Source organism: Vibrio proteolyticus NBRC 13287, assembly GCF_000467125.1.
GTDB classification, from domain to species: Bacteria; Pseudomonadota; Gammaproteobacteria; order Enterobacterales; family Vibrionaceae; genus Vibrio; species Vibrio proteolyticus.
In genome coordinates this window covers 14,218-33,658 of record NZ_BATJ01000021.1, presented here as the reverse complement: position 1 = coordinate 33,658, position 19,441 = coordinate 14,218, and the positions used below count along the sequence as shown (strand labels likewise).

Here is a 19,441-nt window from a genome sequence, read left to right as displayed (position 1 = left end):
AAAAAATAAGGAGCCATCCGGCTCCTTATGTCATTCATGTTGCGGAGCGAATCACCGTCGCACCCAGGTTACAAATCGTCAATGTAACCCAGAGAACGCAGCGCACGCTCGTCGTCAGCCCAGCCGGATTTCACTTTAACCCAGGTTTCCAGAAACACTTTACGTCCGAACAGCTCTTCCATGTCCAGGCGGGCTTCACGGCCGATGGTTTTGATTTTCTCACCACCTTTACCGATGACCATTTTCTTCTGCCCACTGCGCTCTACCAAGATCAGCGCATTGATATGGAAGCCGTCCGTTTCCGGGTTATAGTCAAACCGTTCGATCTCCACCGTGACAGAATACGGCAACTCATCACCGGTAAAGCGCATCAGTTTTTCACGCACAATTTCTGACGCCATGAAACGCTGAGAGCGATCCGTCACGTACTCTTCCGGGAAGTGGTGCGTGGCTTGAGGCAGATGTTCGCGCACGTGTTTGCGGATCACATCCATGTTTTTGCCTTGTTTGGCCGAAATAGGCACCACATCGACGAAGTTCATCTTCTTCGACATCTCCAGCATGTGCAACATGACGTCGTTGCGATCTTTCACGTTATCGACTTTGTTGACACACAAAACCACCGGAAAATTGGCATTTTGCAGCTTATTCAGCACCATCTCGTCGTCTTTGGTCCAGTGGGTACCGTCGACCAAAAACAGAACCAGATTCACATCGCTCAACGACGAGTTCGCCGCCCGGTTCATCAGACGGTTGATCGCCCGCTTTTCTTCAATATGCAGCCCTGGGGTATCAACGTATATCGCTTGGTAATCGCCGTCGGTGTCCACACCCATGATGCGGTGACGCGTGGTTTGCGGCTTACGTGATGTAATGGAAATCTTCTGTCCCAGAATACGGTTCAGCAGCGTCGATTTCCCCACATTCGGGCGCCCCACAATGGCAATGAAGCCACAGTGCTGGTTTTCTGGTGAACTGGTTTCACCGTGTGATGCGAAGAACGCATCAATATTAAATTCGTTATCAGCCATTAGTCAGTTGCTCTAAAGCAGTTTCGGCAGCCGCTTGCTCAGCCTTGCGACGACTCGTACCTTTTCCAATTACAGGCTGTCCGATGCCTGCGACTTCACACGACACAGTAAACTCCTGATTGTGTGCTTCACCTTTAATATTAGTCACTGTGTAGACAGGAAGCGGCTTTCTTCTGCCTTGCAGAAATTCCTGCAGGCGAGTTTTGGGATCTTTCTGTGACACACCTGGTTGGATCGCATCCAGACGTTGTTGATACCAACGGAGGATAATACGACGCACCTGTTCGATGTCACTGTCGAGATAAATCGCCCCGATGATCGCTTCAACCGCATCGGCCAGAATCGAATCACGACGGAAGCCGCCACTTTTTAACTCACCTGGACCTAATTTTAAGTAATCTCCCAGCTCGAATTCTCGACCCAGTTCCGCCAGTGTGTTGCCGCGAACCAAGGTGGCACGCATGCGACTCATGTCCCCTTCATTCACTTTCGGAAAACGATGGTACAAATCATCAGCGATAACAAAACTTAAAATTGAATCGCCCAGAAACTCAAGACGTTCATTGTGTTTACCGTTGGCGCTGCGGTGAGTCAGCGCCAGGTTGATAAGCTCGGCATCATTGAACTGATAGCCGAGCTTAGTTTCTAATTTACGGATTGGAGAAGTCATACTCTCTCGATTTGTTAATGTCCCGCAGGACTAGTTAATGCCACCAATGCGGTTAAAACGCACACCAGTTGGAATCCATGAAGGCAGAATGCTGTCCGCGCCACGTTCAAACTCAAAACTGATCCAGATACCGATCGCCTTACCCACCAGGTTGGCTTCCGGCACGAAGCCCCAGTAACGGCTGTCGGCACTGTTATCGCGGTTGTCGCCCATCACAAAGTATTCACCTTGTGGAACCACCCATTCACTCACGCCAGGGCGTGGCTGATAATCGTCAACGCGATCGCGGCGCAGTCGGTTAATCAGGATCTGGTGTTCTACCGGGCCCAGTTTTTCTCTGGCTTCGATCAGAGGTAGACCGTTTTGGATAAACTGACTTTCATGCACATCCGAGATAGCCACCGGCTGACATTCCGAGGTGCCTTTCGCCTGAATGCACACCTGTTTGTCGGCACTATAACGCACCGTATCGCCAGGCAAACCCACCACACGCTTAATGTAGTCAATGCTTGGTTGTACCGGGTACTTAAAGACGATGATGTCACCACGCTCAGGCTTACCGGTTTCGACCAACTGAGTACGCCACACCGGATCTTTCAGGCCATAAGCGTACTTTTCCACCAAAATGAAATCGCCCACCAGCAAAGTCGGCATCATTGAGCCTGACGGAATCTGAAACGGTTCATACAAGAAAGAGCGCAAAACCAGCACAAAAGCGATGACCGGGAAGATCGACACGCAGTTTTCCACCCACCAAGGCTGAACGATCAGTTTTTGGCTAACACTGTCGTCAAGGCCGTTAGTCTGTGCTTCGACCGCCGCCAGTTTCTGTTTGCGTTGCTTGGCCCAAACCAGTTTTTCCATCACCCAGACAATCCCGGTGATCAACGTGGCAAAGACCAGTATCAGTGAGAATATTTTCGCCATTGACTTCCCTTATCTTAAAAACACGAAAGTGAAAGAGCCGAAACCCTTTCACTTATCTTCTTCTTATATTTCAGTGTCAACGCACCGAGCGTTAATCTTTACCGACATGAAGAATCGCCAGGAAGGCTTCCTGAGGCAGCTCGACGTTACCGATCTGCTTCATGCGTTTCTTACCTTCTTTCTGCTTCTTCAGCAGTTTTTTCTTACGGCTGACGTCACCACCGTAACACTTAGCGATAACGTTTTTACGCAACTGTTTGACCGTCGAACGCGCGATGATGTGGTTACCGATCGCCGCCTGAATCGCGATATCAAACATCTGACGCGGAATGAACTCTTTCATCTTCTCGACCAGTTGACGGCCGCGAGTCTGAGACTGATCTTTATGCGTAATCAATGCCAGCGCGTCCACTTTGTCGCCATTGAGCAGCACGTCAACACGCACCATGTTCGACGCTTCAAAACGCTGGAAGTTGTAGTCCAGTGACGCGTAACCACGAGAGGTGGATTTTAGACGGTCAAAGAAATCCAACACGACTTCAGCCATCGGGATATCGTAGGTTACCGCCACCTGGTTGCCGTGGTAAACCATATCCACCTGCACACCACGTTTCTCAACACATAGGGTGATCACGTTGCCCAGATAGTCCGACGGTACCAGAATGTTACAGCGCGCGATGGGTTCGCGGATCTCTTCGATGTCATTGACCGCTGGCAGCTTCGCCGGGCTATCAACGTACATCACTGTGCCGTCTGTCTGCTCCACTTCATACACTACCGTCGGTGCGGTGGTGATCAAATCGAGATCGTATTCACGCTCCAGACGCTCCTGGATGATTTCCATGTGCAGCATGCCAAGGAAACCACAGCGGAAACCAAAACCCAGTGCCGCAGAGTTCTCTGGCTCATAGAACAGCGACGCGTCATTCAGGCTCAGTTTGCCCAGTGCATCACGAAAGTTTTCGTAGTCATCGGAAGAAACCGGGAACAGGCCAGCGTAAACCTGAGGTTTCACTTTCTTAAAGCCTGGCAGCGGTTTGTCACAGCCGTTTTTCGCCAGCGTCAGCGTATCGCCCACGGGTGCGCCGAGGATATCTTTGATACCACACACTACCCAGCCAACTTCACCGGTGCGCAGTACATCGGTATCCACCTGTTTTGGCGTAAAGATACCCAAACGGTCCACACCCCAAGCCTGACCCGTGCTCATCACTTTAATTTTGTCGTTTTTCTTCAGCGAGCCATTTTTGATCCGCACCAACGACACCACGCCAAGGTAGTTGTCGAACCACGAGTCGATGATCAGTGCTTGCAACGGACCATCCGGATCGCCTTCCGGCGCCGGAATCGCAGACACAATGTTTTCCAGCACATCATCCACACCCAGACCGGTTTTCGCCGAACAACGAGTGGCTTCCATCGCATCGATACCCACGATCTCTTCAATCTCTTCCGCCACGCGCTCAGGATCAGCCGCAGGCAGGTCAATCTTATTCAGGATCGGCACGACTTCCAGATCCATTTCGATCGCGGTGTAACAGTTCGCCAAAGTCTGTGCTTCTACGCCCTGACCGGCATCCACCACCAGCAGAGCCCCTTCACAGGCCGCTAGCGAACGGGAAACTTCGTACGCGAAGTCAACGTGTCCCGGCGTATCGATGAAGTTTAGCTGGTATGTTTCGCCATCTTTCGCGGTGTAGTTTAGTGTCACACTCTGAGATTTAATGGTGATACCACGCTCACGTTCAAGATCCATGGAGTCAAGAACCTGCGCAGCCATTTCACGATCAGACAGACCACCACAAACCTGAATCAGGCGGTCAGAAAGGGTCGACTTACCGTGGTCGATATGGGCGATAATCGAAAAATTACGAATGTGCTTCATAGATATGGTGTGACTAACTCTTTGCAAATAGGGACATAAGAAAGCCGTCGTTTGACGGCATTTCAATCAAGTTGGCAGATTCTACCCAATTTCGGGCGGCTTCGCACTAGCTAATTGGCTCTCCCAGAACCCGCAGTAACACCACCTCATCATGGGATTGACGTTCCAGATTTTTCGACAGCTTTTTCGCTGCCCAAATCCCGCCCGCTGTCGACAACGTGGAGCAGAGGATCACCGCCCCTTCGCCGAGGCCGAATGCCGGTACCAGCAACCATTGTGCGAGCAGTGCCCCGGCGATCATCGCCAGCAGCGGCACCAAATACACGATCGCCGCCGACTGCAGTAAACTCTTTTCCGGGAAACCGATTTCAACCACCTGTCCGGCTTTGACTGAGCGGGAGGTCAACAAACGCCAATGCAGGGATTTCTTACCCACGGCTTTGGAAACAATACCGGTCCCACAGCTCTTTTGTGATGCGCAACTGCTGCAACTGGTTTGCTGATCGCAACTGAGTTCAACCTCGAAGCCTTTCGCCTTCGAGGTTACAGAAGAGACCGTCGCCAGCGCCGTCATCATGGTGTGGTTGCTCCTGATTGAGCGCTGAACGTCACCGACTGAGCAATGCGTTGAGCGGTCGACGGTGGAATGTCACCGACCACAGACACTTCATTCTTACCACTCACCAGGCTATGAAGTGTGCGTCGCCCCTGACGCACCAGTTGGCCCCGCAACGAATGGTTGTCGCTGTCGGAGACGTACACCGAGAAACTGAACAGGCCATCAGAGTACATCTGGCTCTCGACCATACGATCGGTGATCGCCATGCGGTAACGGTTCAGTTCCTTGGGTTCAAACCCTTCAGGAATCCAGCCCACTTTCCAGTACGTCTGTTTCACCGGGCCTTTAGGTAACGATAATACTTGTGGCAGTTTGACCTGATTGAGGCCACTCAACAGTTGCGCAATTTTATCGTTGACGCTGTAAGCGATGGTGCGGTATTGCTCCAGCACTTCACCATCACGATCAATCAGATCAGCGCGAAGCGGCAATTTGCTCTGCTCATCAACCCACAGAACATAGGAGTAACGTAAGCCATCTTTGGGTACAACACGCAACACCTGGCAAGCCGCGCCAGCTTCGCGGGCACGCCCAACTTTGACGAAATCGTAAAACTTACTGATGTCATCAATATCACTGTTGAGTAAAGGAATGGTCGGCGCCACCATATTACCGGATTCAATGGTAAACGGTTCAACCCCAGGCTCGATGTAACTGATCTCATCACCGCGGCGAATCACTTCGCGCACCGGACCACTCAGATACACCAGATGGGCCAGCTGCTGGGTTTCCTCCAGCGCATGGCGGTACAGCAAAGGCTCGATACTGTTTTTCTTAATCAGGATATAAGACAGCTCGTAATTTAGATGCTGACTGGCTTCGTTCATTTGATGCAATAAAGCCTCCGCAGAGTCGTTATCCTCTGCAAAGGCCATACCTGAGCTCAAACTGAACAGCGTCAGCGCACTGATCAGAAATTTTTTCATTCAACTACCGGTTCAACTCGATCGCTGTGTTGGTCAGCGTTCTCACTGTTTAGTCTAAGCTGAAGCTCGTAATCTTGCAGCATGGCATTGATACGACGACGCTGCTCCTGGACATTAATGTCACCAGTGTGCTGCTTCTCTATCGAATCACGGGTCAGACTGACAGGCTCTGCACTGCCGGCAAACGGCACCGTTTGCAGAACAGGCACTTGATTATTCTGTGGCTGAGAAGGATCCGTGCCACCATACTGTTGAACACCCAGAATCACAGCCAAAGACACACACGCGGCCACCGCCACCTGACCAAACTGGCTCAACCAACCCGGCAACTGGCGGCGCGCTTGTTGCGGTGCCGGTTGTTCTTCCACCCGCACCGCATCAAGATGCGTGACATTGGTGGCATGATTGAGATGGTGTGCAGGCTCATTTTCCAGCGCCAATGCAACACTTTCTGCAATGTTCCACTCCGGTGCTTCCGGAGCCTCACCTCGCATCACATCACCAATCAAATGGTAATTTTTCCAAGTTTGCAGGCTTTCCTGATCGTCACCCAGCTCTGCAATCAGAGCTTTGTCGATCATTTCCCCATCCATGAGTGCTGAAAGTCTTTCTTTGTCAGCCATTGTTTTCACCATAGTCATTACTGGTAATTAGCGTTGCAACAGCGGTTTGATTTTTTTCTCAACCGCTTCACGAGCTCGGAAGATTCGAGAACGCACTGTCCCTACCGGGCAATCCATCACAGCCGCGATCTCTTCGTAACTTAAACCATCTAACTCGCGTAAAGTCATTGCAGTTTTTAAATCGTCGGGTAGTGCTTCAATCGCACTGAAAACCACGCGTTTCAATTCTTTGGACAACGTTAAGTTCTCAGGGTTCGAAATTTCTTTTAACGCACTCGCCGACTCGTAATATTCAGCTTCTTCAGCATCCACATCGTTGGCTGGCGGTCTGCGGCTCTGGGCAACGATGTGGTTTTTGGCAGTGTTGACAGCAATTCGATATAGCCAGGTATAAAAGGCGCTTTCACCACGAAAGCTTGGCACCGCCCGATACGCTTTAATGAACGTTTCTTGGGCCACATCGGCGACATCTCCAGGATTGCTCACATACCGGGAAATAAGATTGCAAACTTTGTTCTGGTATCTCAGTACTAACAGATTGAATGCCTGCTTATCTCCACTCTGAACTCGCTCAATCAATACTTGATCGGTCAGCTGCTCGTTCATTCGAGCGTGTACTCCTATTTGTTTCTCTCCCCTATCCTCACAGATATGGGCATTAATTATGCAAAATGTAGTATTGACACCACTGCTTACATGAGCACTATTGTGACTCTGGCGTATATAGAAAGTTCCACATATTCTCTAAAAAAATATTCTGATACGTTCGCAGGGCGATGTGTTCGTTGTCACTGCTCCAAATTCTGGGGGCGAAGTACACGAAAAGCAATGGGATTTACAAAGTAATGCGTGGCCACTGATGATAATATAGAGGGATTCATCGGCGCTCCGCGCATGGGGATAGAGTGTTGCTACTCTGAATATAGTTCGGGATTTTAACAGTTTTATGAACGCAAACCGTGAACATCAGTGTGATGTATTAGTCATTGGTAGCGGCGCAGCAGGCTTGTCGCTTGCACTGCGCGTAGCCAAACGTGCCAACGTGATTGTCTTAAGTAAAGGACCAAGGAGCGAAGGCGCGACGTACTACGCTCAAGGAGGAATTGCAGCGGTATTTGATGAATCCGACAGCATTGAATCGCATGTACAGGATACACTGATTGCCGGCGGCGGCATCTGTGAAGAAGAAACCGTGACCTTTATCGCCGAAAATGCCAAAGAGTGCGTCCAGTGGCTGATCGACGGCGGTGTTCCGTTTGACCGCGAGGACGATGACGACGACGATGAGCCACGTTATCACCTGACCCGTGAAGGCGGCCACAGCCACCGCCGTATTCTGCATGCAGCCGATGCAACCGGCATGGCGATGCAAACCTCACTGCAGGACAACGTTCACAATCACCCCAACATCACGGTTCTTGAGCGCCACAATGCGCTTGACCTGATCACCGAAGATAAAATCGGTGGGGACGAAAACAAAGTCGTCGGTGCTTACATCTGGAACCGAAATGAAGAGCACGTTGAGACCGTACGCGCCAAATTTGTCGTACTGGCAACCGGCGGAGCATCGAAAGTATATCAGTACACCTCCAACCCTGACGTCTCGTCCGGTGATGGGATTGCCATGGCCTGGCGTGCCGGCTGTCGGGTCGCCAATATGGAGTTTAACCAATTCCACCCGACCTGTTTGTACCACCCGGAAGCCCGCAATTTTCTGCTGACCGAGGCTCTGCGCGGTGAAGGTGCCTTCCTGCGCCGGCCCGACGGCTCCCGTTTCATGCCGGAATTTGACGAGCGCGCCGAACTGGCACCGCGTGACGTGGTGGCCCGGGCAATCGACTACGAAATGAAACGCTTGGGCGCGGACTGCATGTACCTTGATATCAGCCACAAACCCGCCGATTTTATCGAAAAGCACTTCCCGACCATTTACACCCGGTTAATGGATCTCGGCATAGACATGACGAAAGAGCCGATCCCGATTGTTCCCGCTGCGCACTACACCTGCGGCGGTGTGATGGTTTCTCAGCAGGGGCAGACCGATCTGTCACAACTGTATGCGATTGGCGAAGTCAGTTACACCGGTTTGCACGGTGCCAATCGCATGGCCTCTAACTCGCTGCTGGAGTGTGTGGTCTACGCCTGGTCTGCCGCTAAAGACATCCTGACCAACCTCGACAGCGCCACCCTACCGACAACCTTGCCGGCGTGGGACGAAAGTCAGGTGAGCAACTCAGATGAAGAAGTGGTTATCCAACACAACTGGCATGAACTGCGCCTGTTCATGTGGGATTACATGGGCATTGTGCGGACCGACAAACGCCTGGAACGTGCGCTGCGCCGAATTCAGTTACTGCAACAGGAAACGCACGAGTATTACAGCCATTTCCGCGTCTCAAATAACCTGCTGGAGTTGCGTAACTTGCTGCAAGTCGCCGAACTCATGGTCCGCTGTGCGATGCAACGCAAAGAGAGTCGTGGCCTGCATTACACTCTGGATTACCCTAATCCGGCGGAACACAGCGGGCCAACCATTTTGGTGCCTCAAAAATAATCACGTTCAGGGAGCCTGGCGCTCCCTTTGAACCACCACCAGCAGATGGCGATAATCCGCGTCACTCAAACTGTCGCGCCACACCGTTAACGCCGCGCGCTGTTCAAAATACACAATCACAAACCAGTGAGCACATGCGCTCTGACAACCGCGCAGTGTCAGAGTGTCATCGTTAAAGCGAACCTGTCGTCCGGGACCACAACGCAGTTGACCTTGCGCGGCGGGGGGCAACAGTGCTCCCCGATGACACAATTGCCATATCGGTACCAACAGCATGGGAAGAATGACCAGTGGCAGGAAAGCAGCAAGGGATGCCCAGGTCGTCAGTAGCCAAGCCACCATATGCAGGACACGGGCATCAGTAGAAGGGAGTAAGTGGACGTTAACGCACTTTGCTGAGGTTATGGGCAACAATCTTGTCTACCATGGAGGCGTGACTCAGGTTCTCACTGCGTCCATGCCCCATAATCCAGGTAAACAGATCCGGGTCATCACACTCCAGCAGCGACACAAAATCCTGTTGCTCCGTCTCGCTCAGTGAATCAAAGCACTCCTCAAAAAAAGGCATAATGACCACATCAAGTTCCAGCATCCCACGTCGGCATGCCCACTTGATCCGTGCTTTTTCTTCTGCAGTGTACATCGGTTATCCTCACCTAATCATAATTTTAGCTGAGTGTAACAGGGGTCAGAGACGGCGACCACTAACTCAGTCACAGTCCGCAGAAGCTGACAAAAAAACTCAACCGGATTAACATAACCCCATACCAACATAGCTAGGAATTTCACATGGATTGGCAAAACTCATTCACTCCTCTTGCCGTAAACGCAAACGATGCGTTGCCGCCCCTGATGCTGGCTTACCTGCCCTCATGGGGAGCCATCACTCTGCAAGGTGATGACAAGAAGTCTTACCTGCAAGGTCAGGTCACCTGCGACGTGGTATCTCTGCCTTTGGACCAAACTACACTGGGTGCGCACTGCGATGCCAAAGGCAAGGTCTGGAGCGTATTTCGTGTGTTCCACCACAACGGTGGCTTTGCCATGGTGCAGCCACGATCGGCGATCGACGTCGAATTGCGAGAGATCCGCAAGTACGCGGTGTTCTCCAAAGTTGAGATCAATGCCAGTCAGGAGATCATTCTGGGAGTGCTCGGCCAACAAGCCGAACATTTTATTGACAGCCTGTCGGAGCAGCGCGGTGATGTCCGGGCCATCAACGGTGGCAGTGCGGTGAGAATAGATGCTGAGCGCTGGATGCTGTTGCTGGACGCACACGCAGCCGAAACGCTGGCAGCACAGTGGACCGCGAACAAAGTCGACGAATCCCTGTGGACCCGCTTTGACATCGAACATGCGTTACCGGTACTCGGCGCCAGCGAGCAAAATGAACATATTCCCCAAGCGCTCAACCTGCAGGCACTGGGAGGCATCAGCTTTACTAAAGGCTGTTACACCGGTCAGGAAACCGTTGCGCGAGCTAAGTACCGCGGCATGAACAAGCGTGCGATGTACATAGTCAAGGGCAGTGTCTCAACGGCAATTGAAGGCACGGCACTTGAGCGGGCGGTCGGAGACAATTGGCGTGGCGCTGGTCAGTTGCTTGCGCATTATGTGTTTGCCGACAACAGCGCCATCGGCTTGATTGTTCTGCCCAACAACCTCGACGCCGACACTCCCCTGCGCCTTCAGGATCAGCCGGAACACACCTGGACCATTCAGCCTTTGCCGTATACGTTAGAAGAGAATGAATAAGCCGATAGAGACCAAAATCACGCGGTATCTACGTGAGCAGCAGGTGGCGTATCGCCTGCTGCCTCATCAGACGCCAGCCACCACCATCGAAGACGCCGCCCGGCAACGAGGCATCCGTCCCGCCCAGATGGTGAAGTCAATTCTGCTACGGGACATGGGCGGTCAATACGCTCTGGCGTGCGCTCCTGGCGACAGATCTGTGGATCCAAAGAAAGTTCGTGCTCTGCTTGGCTGGCGCCGAATGACCTGTGTCGATCTGGCTCAGGTCCCCGAATTAACCGGCTATCAGCCAGGTTGTGTTGCTCCCCTTTTGCTGCCCGTATCGATGCCGATCATCTTTGATCAACATCTGCTGACAGAGCCGGAAGTTACCATCAGTAGCGGCTGTCACATGGCCGGAGTAGCTCTGGGTTGTCACGATCTGGTGCAGTTGTGCCAGCCTCAGTTCGGAGACATTTGCCGTGATACGGCAATTTAGTGTAATGGATTACAATAAAACGTGATCAAACTCGAACTCCAGACACTAACATCAAAGATATTTATTCAAAATAAAAACATAAATAGTCATGGGCATTTTTTTCGCGTAGTCTGTGCTTGTTGGTTAAAGTTCAAACAATTTGAGTAGTATTGTTGATATCCTTCTCCAACAACAAAAGTGAATCCACTGATTGTTTCAGGACATCCACTTTTTGTGTAATGCATCTGTGACTATTCGCCCGCAATGTTTTGCGGGCTTTTTTTCAACAAAAATTTACACCTTTCTTAAATTCTTAGCTAAATTTCGACTATTCTTAATTCTGTAATAATTCTCGTGCCTAATGTGCGCGTCTCAGTTCATTAGGTAGTTCCACACACCGAACTAAAATGAGGTAAGCATCACATAAACTTGGATATTTATCTGAGAATCTGCCTACAGCAGCACAAATATCCAACAAAGTCGATATCCACTGCATATTTCTCCAAGACTGTCACACAATTTTAAACCAGTCTTACTTACAATTTGCGGTGCCAGAAAAAACAAGGATAAAGATATGAGACTGTTTAAGCGCTATATCCCCGGTATGATTGCTAAACACGTGAGTCGATTATTCAAGGGAAGAATTTACATCTATGGAATTGGCAAATTTGAATTTGATAACGGCAAATTGATCTTGCCGGATCGTGCCGAAGCCCGTCATTTTCAGGCGGTCAAAGAAATCAACAGCGAAATCATGAAACTGCGCTGTGCCTATGCATAAAATGAATTAAAAAGGGTTGGCCACTGGCCAACCCTTTTACCTTTCTAATGGTTTAATCCGCATACACTGTTCGCTTTGCCAAATCAGGCAAATGGCCTTTTAGTCCCAGGGCACGCTTCATGATCTCATCTTTCGCGCCGGGCAGCTGGCCTGCCAGTTTCATTCCCAGACCACGAATCAGCTTCTTCGCCGGATTGTTCCCGTCAAACAGATCGCGGAATCCCTGCATCGCAGCAATCATCTTCGCCGCTTCGGCTTTGCGCCAGCGCTCGTAGCCACGCAGGTTACGACGCGCACCGATATCTTCTCCCTGACGCCACAGCGCATACACCTCTTGCGCTAAGCTGGCGGCATCCAACAGCCCGAGATTCACGCCCTGCCCTGCTAACGGGTGAATGGTATGCGCCGCGTCACCAACCAGAGCAATACGCTGGGCGATGAAATCACGGGCATAACGCATCTTAAGTGGATACGCTGCCCGCTCGCCACGGACTTCACACAACCCCAAGCGGGCATCGAACTCGGCGGTGAGCACTTTGTTGAATTCACGATCCGACAACGCCATCAAGCGCTCAGCCCGGCTGGGATCGGTTGACCAGACAATCGAGCTAAGATGTTGATCTTGCAAAGGCAAAAATGCCAGAGGCCCATTCGGTGTGAAGATCTGCCGTGCGACACTGTCATGAGTGTCCGCGGTATAAACATTGGCCACGATCGCGCTGTGACCATAATCCCAGTGGGTCAGAGGAATATCCTGTTGATGACGAACCCAAGAATTAGCGCCATCAGCTCCGACCACCAGCTTGGCAGTCAGTGCCTGTCCGTTGTCCAGTGTCAGCCAGGCTTCGCGTTCACTGACGGCCAGAGAGTGACAGGTGGCGGGCATGTATAACGTCACATTGTTCATCTGCTGAACCTGCTCCAGCAGGGCCAACTGAATCACACGGTTTTCAACGATGTGTCCCAGATCCGGCTGCCCCAGCGCATTCGCACTGAATTCGATCCGGGCGAAGCTGTCCTGTTCCCACACTTCCATCGCGGAATACGGCGACAATCGTCGCCGGGTGATACCTTCCCAAACACCCAGATTACGTAAAATAGTTTCACTGGAACGGCTCAGTGCGGACACGCGCACATCGGGCAATTCCGCCAGAGATTCATCCGGAGTCCGACCTTCGATGACCGCTATCCGTAGATCGCTGTCCTTAAATGCGGCAGCCAGAGCTAACCCCACCATACCACCACCCACAATGGCAATATCAACGCTCTGCATCATGTTTTTACCTTAATCCGTCTCCGTTAGCGGTCGACCAGTCCGAGCGTTCGTCTCAGCAAAGGTGCCTTGAGCGCCGGGATATTGTCCATCGCAGCCAGGCCAAGATTGCGTCCCAGACGCAATGTCAGCCAATCATTTGAAAATATGTGTACCAGTGACGTCGTCAATTGAATGGTACGGTTCCGATCGTCATGGCGACGCTGACTGAACGCCGCCAGCGCGGTGTAGCGTCCGACATCATCAAGCGAGTTCAGCAGTTCTTCAGCCAGGCTGGCGACATCGCGAATACCCAGGTTGAACCCCTGCCCGGCGATGGGGTGCAAAGTTTGCGCTGCATTACCAACAATAGCAAAGCGGTGACTGATATTAGCCTCCCGGTAACGCAGTAATAGGGGATAACTCGCCCGGCTTCCCACTTTTGAGAATTTCCCCAAACGCCAGCCAAAGTCGCGTTGCAGCTCAGCAAGGAACTGTGTGTCATCCAAAGCCAAAACGCGCTCAGCCTGTTCGGGCGGCATACACCAAACCAACGACATTCGTCCTTCACTCATCGGTAGCAACGCCAGTGGACCATGCTGGGTAAAGCGTTCAAACGCACGCCCCTGATGAGCCTGTTGACACAGCACATTGGCGATCAATGCCACCTGACCAAAATCATGCTCCTGAAGCGGCAGCCCCAATTGCTGGCAACAAGTGGACACCGCGCCATCTGCTGCCACCAGCAGCCGGGTTTTGAGCTGTGTTCCGTCCCGAAGTGACACCAAAGCATGGCTGTCTGTGCGCTTAACATCGGCCACGGCATTCGGACAAAACAGGGTAATTTGCGGACACTGGCTGATTTTTTGCTGGTAGAGACGGCCCACATCCGCCAACTCGACCACATACCCCAGAGCGGCCAATCCCAGCTCTTGGCGATCAATGTCCGTCATACCTGCGTGGCCACGGTCAGACACATGAATGTGTGCAATCGGAGTCACCACCTCAGCAAGCGTCTCCCATAAGGCAAACTGCTTGAGTGTCTCAACCGTACCATGCGACAGCGCAATGGATCGCGAATCGAACCCCGGGTGGGCTTGATGATCGGTGTGAAACGGTTCCACAATCCCAATAGACAGTTGCTGATTACTAAGATGATCCAGTGCAAGCGCCAGAGTCATCCCGGCCATTGCACCGCCAGCAATCACTACATCAAACGGCTTCATCCTGGTACCTGCTTAGTGAATGGTGGGCGTACTCTCAGGCGCCGGCCGGCTACCCAGTTCTGCATGGATGGTCAGTACGCAGGCTTTAATATGTTCGACCACCTGAAGCAGCAGCTGTGCCTGCTCACCTAAATCGTCATCTTCATCAATGCCAAGACGGGCAATCTCTTCCATATCCGCCAGCGCTTCTTTCACATCTGCCGACGCATTTTTCAACCCGGCGTTCACCAGCCCCAGGCCGGAAATAAAATGGTTGACCCAATCGGCAACCCCGTCCGCCAGATCAAACAGGCTGGCGCCTGCATCATCATCCGGCAAAAGCAGTTCCATCTCCAGGCTGGTGCCGGTCATCTCTTGTTTGCTTGCTTCCAGCACAGATTTGGCCACCAACAGCGCACCGCTTGGCCAGCCCATACCATCGTTAGTGTAATCAAACAGCAGCGGCTGCCAACTGTCATCATTTAAACTTAATCCGCCACTGAGCATCCCTGTGAGCAGACCATGCAGTTCCGCTGGGTTGACAGCCAGTCCGGCCGATTGAAGTTCAGTGGCAGCGCCGAGGTAGTCAGGGAGTGTAGTTTTGCTCATGGGAAGCCTAATTGTGACAAATAAAGCTAATCCTATCACTTCGCACCCAGAGCGAAAACGTTGAGTTCCTTAAATGTGGGCAGCTTTTGTGCAAATTGCCCAAATCCTGTGTTGTTAGGCTTTGTTTTGCTCAATGGTCAGTGGAAAAGCTTGAATCTTAAAGGCGCTTTTCCTATAGTTTCCTCCTCGGTGGCGCATATTCCACCGACCCAATAAGGCGCGTAAAGAGTTCATCAAACATGAGTAATCAAGCGGTTGAAATTGAAGTACTGGGCAAACTGACCCGGGTCAATTGTCCTCAGGGACAGGAAGAGTCATTGCTGAGAGCGGCCGATGACCTAAATAACCGTATCCATGAAATGACCTCTCGCACCAAAGTGACCAATGAAGTGCAGTTGTTAACCATTGCCGCACTGAACATTTGTTACGAATTGCAATCTAAGAATGAAGAAGCGCTGGATCGTCAAGCGCTGACAGAGCGGATGGAAAAGCTCTCCATAACACTCGATGAAGTGTTAAATAAAGTGAAGCCAGGACAGCAGTAGCTTTTACCGGACGACCAAATTTACCCTGGAGTGTGCGTCAGCAGGATGTAAGTCCCTGAGCCGATAAGCAATACCTAAGGGTTAGTACTTGGTAGCTATTGAGCAAGCTCGGCCCGTACCGAGAAGCCTACGGTTATCATTGCTGATCCGCCTTGAACCAGCTGGTTCAAGGGCCACAATCCTCAACGGCACTCTGGGGTATCCTATCGATACCAAGAACAATCTCAAGGTAATTGGTATGAACCTTTCAAGGCAGGACTTTCGCCGCCAGATACGCGAAAGACGCAATCAACTTTGCAGTGACACCCAGCGTCTGGCCGGACTCGATCTGGTGAAACAATTTTCTCAATTGCCAGAGTACCAAACCAGCCAGCACATTGCCCTGTATCTCTCCACCGACGGTGAACTGGATACCCGCCCCTTGATCGATGCGCTGTGGGCCGAAGGCAAAGAGGCCTACCTGCCTGTCCTGCATCCTTTCTCTCCTGGCCATCTGTTGTTCCTCCGCTATCGCGCTGACAGTCCGATGGTGTTCAACAAATTCGGTATCGCTGAGCCGAGACTGGCCCAACAGCACATTCGGCCAGTTCAGCAACTGGATCTGATCTGCACTCCCTTGGTGGGATTCGATTCACGTGGTCACCGACTCGGTATGGGCGGCGGCTATTACGACCGGACGCTTGAAAGCTGGTTTAAAACCGGTCGTGGTCCCCGGCCTGTGGGTCTGGCGCACGACTGCCAGCACGTCGAACAGCTACCGATTGAATCCTGGGATATACCACTGCCCAAAATAGTGACCCCAAGCCGGATCTGGCAATGGGAATCCACCGGCAATGAGGCTATAATCGCGCCGCGATAACACTTTAACTCAAGCATTCAGGAGATGGGCATGACTCAAGATGAAATGAAAAAGGCCGCGGGTTGGGCTGCGCTGAAATATGTTGAAAAAGACAGCATTGTCGGTGTCGGTACCGGTTCTACCGTGAATCACTTCATCGATGCACTGGGCTCAATCAAAGACGACATCCAAGGTGCCGTGTCCAGCTCAGAAGCTTCTACCGAAAAACTCAAAGCACTGGGCATCGAAGTATACGACTGCAACGATGTGGTCAAACTGGATGTCTATGTGGACGGTGCCGATGAAATCAACCCGGCTCGTGAAATGATCAAAGGGGGTGGTGCAGCGCTGACTCGCGAAAAGATCGTCGCCGCCATTGCCGATAAGTTTATCTGTATCGTTGATGACACCAAAGCCGTGGACGTGCTGGGACAATTCCCGCTTCCTGTGGAAGTCATTCCGATGGCCCGTTCGTACGTGGCCCGTGAATTAGTGAAACTGGGTGGCGATCCGGCGTACCGTGAAGGGGTCATCACCGACAACGGCAACGTGATTCTGGATGTGCACAATATGCAGATCACGCATCCGAAAGACATGGAAGACAAAATCAATGCACTGCCAGGGGTCGTGACTGTCGGTTTGTTTGCACACCGCGGCGCAGATGTGGTCATCACCGGCACCCCACAAGGTGCGAAAGTCGAAGACTAAAGCACATGATTTCCGTCATTTGATTACAAACGGCACCATTAGGTGCCGTTTTTTTTACTTTTCTCTAGAAAAAGCATGGCTTATTCCGTAATTTTCTTACCCAAAGTGATTTTTTTTTGTTACTTTAATGTTCAGAAGACGCACAGGGAAAACGTTTGCGTCCCGATAAGATGTGCTCTGAAACCTGAGTTTTAGTCACTTTTATACACTGTGCGCCAGTTAAGCCCCCTTTCCCCATTTAAAGGATGAACATAATGGCCAAAGTTTCGTTGGATAAAGAGAAGATCAAAATCCTCCTGCTGGAGGGTGTGCACCCGTCTGCCGTCGAGGTGCTGCAAGCTGCCGGTTACACCAACATCGAATATCATAAAGGCTCCCTGCCTGAAGACGAGCTGCTGGAAGCTGTCAAAGATGTGCACTTCATCGGCCTGCGTTCCCGTACCAACATTACTCAGCAAGTGATCGACTCGGCAGAAAAACTGGTGGCAATTGGCTGTTTCTGTATCGGTACGAATCAGGTTGATCTGAATGCGGCAGCAAAACGCGGTATCCCCGTGTTCAACGCCCCATTTTCCAACACCCGCAGCGTGGCCGAACTGGTACTCGGTCAGGTTCTGTTGCTGCTGCGCGGCATTCCTGAAAAAAATGCCCTCGCCCATCGTGGGATCTGGAAAAAAAGCGCTGACCACTCCTTTGAAGCGCGCGGCAAACGCCTGGGTATCATAGGCTACGGCCATATCGGCACCCAACTTGGCATCATCGCTGAAAACCTGGGGATGCGTGTTTATTATTACGACATCGAAAACAAACTGTCGTTAGGCAACGCAACGCAGATCCACACCATGAGCGAACTGCTCAACAAATGTGACGTGATTTCCCTGCACGTACCAGAAACGCCAGAAACCAAAGACATGATGGGCGAAGCTGAATTCGCACGTATGAAACCGGGCGCGATATTTATCAATGCGGCGCGCGGCACGGTCGTGGACATCCCAGCACTGTGTCACGCTCTGGAGTCTGGCCATTTGGCTGGCGCAGCGATCGATGTGTTCCCGGTGGAGCCGAAAACCAACGCTGATCCGTTCGAATCGCCACTGCAAAAATTCGACAACGTGATTCTGACACCGCACGTAGGCGGCTCAACTCAGGAAGCGCAGGAAAACATCGGGGTGGAAGTCGCCGGCAAACTGGCGAAATACTCAGACAACGGCTCTACATTATCGAGCGTCAATTTCCCGGAAGTGTCACTACCAGAACATCGCGGTACGTCGCGTCTGCTGCATATTCACACCAACCGTCCGGGTATCCTGACTCAAATCAACACCATCTTTGCGCAGGACGGCATTAACATCGCAGGTCAGTATCTGCAAACATCGGCAGACATCGGTTATGTGGTGATTGATGTTGAAACCGAACGTTCAGAAGAGGCATTGGCCAAACTAAAAGGCATTGAAGGTACCATCCGTGCACGGATCCTGCACTAAGCTAATGCTCTAACCGTAAAAAGGCCACCTGACGGTGGCCTTTTTTGTTGGTCGCGATATGAATCAGATAAAACACGCTAAGCTTTAAGCGCTCGCTCACCACGGGCAATCCCTACAACACCGCTACGCGCTACTTCAATCACATCGGTAACTTCGGACAATGCGGCAATGAAGGCATCGAGTTTCTCGGCCGTTCCCGCAATTTGAACCGTGTACTGTGAAGCGGTCACATCAACGATCTGACCACGGAATATATCGGCAGTCCGTTTCACTTCCGCCCGGGCGAAACCACTCGCTTTAACTTTCACCAGCAGCAGCTCACGTTCGATGTGCTCCAGCTCCGACACCTCCTGTACTTTCAGTACATCGATCAACTTGTGAAGTTGTTTCTGAATTTGCTCCAACTGCATTTCGTCAGATGTGGTGGTGACGTTCAGACGCGATAACGTTTCATCATCCGTTGGGGATACATTCAGCGATTCGATGTTGTACCCACGCTGAGAGAACAGACCAACGACCCGAGACAGAGCACCCGGCTGGTTTTCCATTAACAGTGAAATTATGTGTCTCAT

Annotated in this window: 22 protein-coding genes and 1 other RNA gene; 9 read left to right on the top strand and 14 right to left on the bottom strand. The window is 51.6% G+C overall.

All coding sequences use genetic code 11. The features are described 5' to 3' along the window. Window positions 1–68: 68 nt before the first annotated feature. From era to rpoE, 8 genes are all read right to left on the bottom strand, one after another. A complete protein-coding gene (gene era, locus VPR01S_RS18590) occupies window positions 69–1,031 on the bottom strand; it encodes a GTPase Era (RefSeq protein ID WP_021706916.1) in 963 nt (320 codons plus the stop codon). Continuing rightward, the gene (rnc, locus tag VPR01S_RS18585) at window positions 1,024–1,701 is read right to left on the bottom strand and encodes a ribonuclease III (RefSeq protein WP_021706915.1); all 678 of its coding nucleotides are present in this window, start codon (window positions 1,699–1,701) and stop codon (window positions 1,024–1,026) included. The genes era and rnc overlap by 8 nt, the downstream gene beginning before the upstream one ends. Window positions 1,702–1,731: 30 nt before the next feature. Beyond that, window positions 1,732–2,628 (bottom strand): signal peptidase I, encoded by an 897-nt coding sequence (gene lepB / locus VPR01S_RS18580; protein WP_021706914.1) that lies wholly within the window; start codon window positions 2,626–2,628, stop codon window positions 1,732–1,734. A 91-nt stretch (window positions 2,629–2,719) separates the two neighbouring features. Continuing rightward, window positions 2,720–4,513: a translation elongation factor 4 gene (gene lepA, locus VPR01S_RS18575; RefSeq protein ID WP_021706913.1), complete on the bottom strand. Its 1,794-nt coding sequence runs from the start codon at window positions 4,511–4,513 to the stop codon at window positions 2,720–2,722. 106 nt (window positions 4,514–4,619) lie between these two features. Further along, window positions 4,620–5,090, bottom strand: coding sequence for a SoxR reducing system RseC family protein (locus VPR01S_RS18570; RefSeq protein ID WP_021706912.1), 471 nt, complete (start codon window positions 5,088–5,090; stop codon window positions 4,620–4,622). Then, window positions 5,087–6,058 carry a sigma-E factor regulatory protein RseB gene (gene rseB, locus VPR01S_RS18565; protein WP_021706911.1) on the bottom strand — a complete coding sequence of 324 codons (972 nt, stop codon included), beginning with the start codon at window positions 6,056–6,058 and terminating at the stop codon, window positions 5,087–5,089. The genes VPR01S_RS18570 and rseB overlap by 4 nt, the downstream gene beginning before the upstream one ends. Further along, window positions 6,055–6,681, bottom strand: coding sequence for a sigma-E factor negative regulatory protein (locus tag VPR01S_RS18560; RefSeq protein ID WP_040903119.1), 627 nt, complete (start codon window positions 6,679–6,681; stop codon window positions 6,055–6,057). The genes rseB and VPR01S_RS18560 overlap by 4 nt, the downstream gene beginning before the upstream one ends. Before the next feature lie 27 nt (window positions 6,682–6,708). Next, the gene (gene rpoE / locus VPR01S_RS18555) at window positions 6,709–7,287 is read right to left on the bottom strand and encodes an RNA polymerase sigma factor RpoE (protein WP_021706909.1); all 579 of its coding nucleotides are present in this window, start codon (window positions 7,285–7,287) and stop codon (window positions 6,709–6,711) included. Between the two features lie 340 nt (window positions 7,288–7,627). On the opposite strand from rpoE, the gene nadB reads away from it, so the two are divergent. After that, window positions 7,628–9,235 carry an L-aspartate oxidase gene (gene nadB, locus VPR01S_RS18550; protein WP_021706908.1) on the top strand — a complete coding sequence of 536 codons (1,608 nt, stop codon included), beginning with the start codon at window positions 7,628–7,630 and terminating at the stop codon, window positions 9,233–9,235. Between the two features lie 6 nt (window positions 9,236–9,241). On the opposite strand, the gene VPR01S_RS18545 is transcribed toward nadB, so the two are convergent. Together VPR01S_RS18545 and VPR01S_RS18540 are read right to left on the bottom strand one after the other, a co-directional pair. Continuing rightward, window positions 9,242–9,577, bottom strand: a complete 336-nt coding sequence (locus tag VPR01S_RS18545; protein ID WP_021706907.1) for a protein YgfX — start codon at window positions 9,575–9,577, stop codon at window positions 9,242–9,244. 40 nt (window positions 9,578–9,617) lie between these two features. After that, window positions 9,618–9,878 (bottom strand): FAD assembly factor SdhE, encoded by a 261-nt coding sequence (locus tag VPR01S_RS18540; protein ID WP_021706906.1) that lies wholly within the window; start codon window positions 9,876–9,878, stop codon window positions 9,618–9,620. Window positions 9,879–10,024: 146 nt separating this feature from the next. Here VPR01S_RS18540 and ygfZ point away from each other — a divergent pair, with 146 nt between their 5' ends. The 3 genes from ygfZ (at window position 10,025) to VPR01S_RS18525 (ending at window position 12,228) form a co-directional block, all read left to right on the top strand. Beyond that, a complete protein-coding gene (gene ygfZ / locus VPR01S_RS18535) occupies window positions 10,025–10,990 on the top strand; it encodes a tRNA-modifying protein YgfZ (RefSeq protein ID WP_021706905.1) in 966 nt (321 codons plus the stop codon). After that, a complete protein-coding gene (locus tag VPR01S_RS18530; protein ID WP_021706904.1) occupies window positions 10,983–11,468 on the top strand; it encodes an aminoacyl-tRNA deacylase in 486 nt (161 codons plus the stop codon). The genes ygfZ and VPR01S_RS18530 overlap by 8 nt, the downstream gene beginning before the upstream one ends. Before the next feature lie 553 nt (window positions 11,469–12,021). After that, window positions 12,022–12,228, top strand: coding sequence for a DUF1107 domain-containing protein (locus tag VPR01S_RS18525; RefSeq protein WP_021706903.1), 207 nt, complete (start codon window positions 12,022–12,024; stop codon window positions 12,226–12,228). A gap of 52 nt (window positions 12,229–12,280) precedes the next feature. Here the strand turns inward: VPR01S_RS18525 and VPR01S_RS18520 are convergent, their stop codons facing one another. The 3 genes from VPR01S_RS18520 to VPR01S_RS18510 are packed head-to-tail and all read right to left on the bottom strand — an operon-like array spanning window position 12,281 to window position 15,294. After that, window positions 12,281–13,504, bottom strand: coding sequence for an FAD-dependent 2-octaprenylphenol hydroxylase (locus VPR01S_RS18520; protein ID WP_021706902.1), 1,224 nt, complete (start codon window positions 13,502–13,504; stop codon window positions 12,281–12,283). A 23-nt stretch (window positions 13,505–13,527) separates the two neighbouring features. Beyond that, window positions 13,528–14,706, bottom strand: a complete 1,179-nt coding sequence (gene ubiH / locus VPR01S_RS18515; RefSeq protein ID WP_021706901.1) for a 2-octaprenyl-6-methoxyphenyl hydroxylase — start codon at window positions 14,704–14,706, stop codon at window positions 13,528–13,530. Window positions 14,707–14,718: 12 nt separating this feature from the next. Continuing rightward, window positions 14,719–15,294, bottom strand: a complete 576-nt coding sequence (locus VPR01S_RS18510; RefSeq protein ID WP_021706900.1) for a YecA/YgfB family protein — start codon at window positions 15,292–15,294, stop codon at window positions 14,719–14,721. Window positions 15,295–15,533: 239 nt separating this feature from the next. Here VPR01S_RS18510 and zapA point away from each other — a divergent pair, with 239 nt between their 5' ends. The 5 genes from zapA (at window position 15,534) to serA (ending at window position 18,869) form a co-directional block, all read left to right on the top strand. Beyond that, complete coding sequence (gene zapA, locus VPR01S_RS18505) at window positions 15,534–15,839, top strand: cell division protein ZapA (protein WP_021706899.1); 306 nt, start codon at window positions 15,534–15,536, stop codon at window positions 15,837–15,839. Between the two features lie 19 nt (window positions 15,840–15,858). Next, a non-coding RNA gene (gene ssrS / locus VPR01S_RS22425) (6S RNA) lies at window positions 15,859–16,043 on the top strand. A 34-nt stretch (window positions 16,044–16,077) separates the two neighbouring features. After that, complete coding sequence (locus tag VPR01S_RS18500) at window positions 16,078–16,698, top strand: 5-formyltetrahydrofolate cyclo-ligase (protein WP_021706898.1); 621 nt, start codon at window positions 16,078–16,080, stop codon at window positions 16,696–16,698. Window positions 16,699–16,728: 30 nt separating this feature from the next. After that, window positions 16,729–17,385 carry a ribose-5-phosphate isomerase RpiA gene (rpiA, locus tag VPR01S_RS18495; protein WP_021706897.1) on the top strand — a complete coding sequence of 219 codons (657 nt, stop codon included), beginning with the start codon at window positions 16,729–16,731 and terminating at the stop codon, window positions 17,383–17,385. A 254-nt stretch (window positions 17,386–17,639) separates the two neighbouring features. Further along, window positions 17,640–18,869, top strand: coding sequence for a phosphoglycerate dehydrogenase (serA, locus tag VPR01S_RS18490; protein ID WP_021706896.1), 1,230 nt, complete (start codon window positions 17,640–17,642; stop codon window positions 18,867–18,869). A gap of 77 nt (window positions 18,870–18,946) precedes the next feature. Here serA and ilvN read toward each other — a convergent pair whose 3' ends face one another. Continuing rightward, complete coding sequence (gene ilvN / locus VPR01S_RS18485) at window positions 18,947–19,441, bottom strand: acetolactate synthase small subunit (RefSeq protein WP_021706895.1); 495 nt, start codon at window positions 19,439–19,441, stop codon at window positions 18,947–18,949.

Excerpts from the sequence above, each read along its gene's own strand:
- serA (WP_021706896.1), top strand. The coding sequence starts at position 17,640 with ATGGCCAAAGTTTCGTTGGATAAAGAGAAGATCAAAATCCTCCTGCTG.
- zapA (WP_021706899.1), top strand. The coding sequence starts at position 15,534 with ATGAGTAATCAAGCGGTTGAAATTGAAGTACTGGGCAAACTGACCCGG.
- VPR01S_RS18510 (WP_021706900.1), bottom strand. The coding sequence starts at position 15,294 with ATGAGCAAAACTACACTCCCTGACTACCTCGGCGCTGCCACTGAACTT.
- VPR01S_RS18500 (WP_021706898.1), top strand. The coding sequence starts at position 16,078 with ATGAACCTTTCAAGGCAGGACTTTCGCCGCCAGATACGCGAAAGACGC.
- VPR01S_RS18540 (WP_021706906.1), bottom strand. The coding sequence starts at position 9,878 with ATGTACACTGCAGAAGAAAAAGCACGGATCAAGTGGGCATGCCGACGT.
- lepB (WP_021706914.1), bottom strand. The coding sequence starts at position 2,628 with ATGGCGAAAATATTCTCACTGATACTGGTCTTTGCCACGTTGATCACC.
- VPR01S_RS18520 (WP_021706902.1), bottom strand. The coding sequence starts at position 13,504 with ATGATGCAGAGCGTTGATATTGCCATTGTGGGTGGTGGTATGGTGGGG.
- VPR01S_RS18570 (WP_021706912.1), bottom strand. The coding sequence starts at position 5,090 with ATGATGACGGCGCTGGCGACGGTCTCTTCTGTAACCTCGAAGGCGAAA.
- VPR01S_RS18525 (WP_021706903.1), top strand. The coding sequence starts at position 12,022 with ATGAGACTGTTTAAGCGCTATATCCCCGGTATGATTGCTAAACACGTG.
- rnc (WP_021706915.1), bottom strand. The coding sequence starts at position 1,701 with ATGACTTCTCCAATCCGTAAATTAGAAACTAAGCTCGGCTATCAGTTC.
- VPR01S_RS18545 (WP_021706907.1), bottom strand. The coding sequence starts at position 9,577 with ATGGTGGCTTGGCTACTGACGACCTGGGCATCCCTTGCTGCTTTCCTG.
- VPR01S_RS18560 (WP_040903119.1), bottom strand. The coding sequence starts at position 6,681 with ATGGCTGACAAAGAAAGACTTTCAGCACTCATGGATGGGGAAATGATC.
- rseB (WP_021706911.1), bottom strand. The coding sequence starts at position 6,058 with ATGAAAAAATTTCTGATCAGTGCGCTGACGCTGTTCAGTTTGAGCTCA.
- ilvN (WP_021706895.1), bottom strand. The coding sequence starts at position 19,441 with ATGAGACACATAATTTCACTGTTAATGGAAAACCAGCCGGGTGCTCTG.
- lepA (WP_021706913.1), bottom strand. The coding sequence starts at position 4,513 with ATGAAGCACATTCGTAATTTTTCGATTATCGCCCATATCGACCACGGT.
- era (WP_021706916.1), bottom strand. The coding sequence starts at position 1,031 with ATGGCTGATAACGAATTTAATATTGATGCGTTCTTCGCATCACACGGT.
- rpiA (WP_021706897.1), top strand. The coding sequence starts at position 16,729 with ATGACTCAAGATGAAATGAAAAAGGCCGCGGGTTGGGCTGCGCTGAAA.
- ygfZ (WP_021706905.1), top strand. The coding sequence starts at position 10,025 with ATGGATTGGCAAAACTCATTCACTCCTCTTGCCGTAAACGCAAACGAT.
- VPR01S_RS18530 (WP_021706904.1), top strand. The coding sequence starts at position 10,983 with ATGAATAAGCCGATAGAGACCAAAATCACGCGGTATCTACGTGAGCAG.
- rpoE (WP_021706909.1), bottom strand. The coding sequence starts at position 7,287 with ATGAACGAGCAGCTGACCGATCAAGTATTGATTGAGCGAGTTCAGAGT.
- nadB (WP_021706908.1), top strand. The coding sequence starts at position 7,628 with ATGAACGCAAACCGTGAACATCAGTGTGATGTATTAGTCATTGGTAGC.
- ubiH (WP_021706901.1), bottom strand. The coding sequence starts at position 14,706 with ATGAAGCCGTTTGATGTAGTGATTGCTGGCGGTGCAATGGCCGGGATG.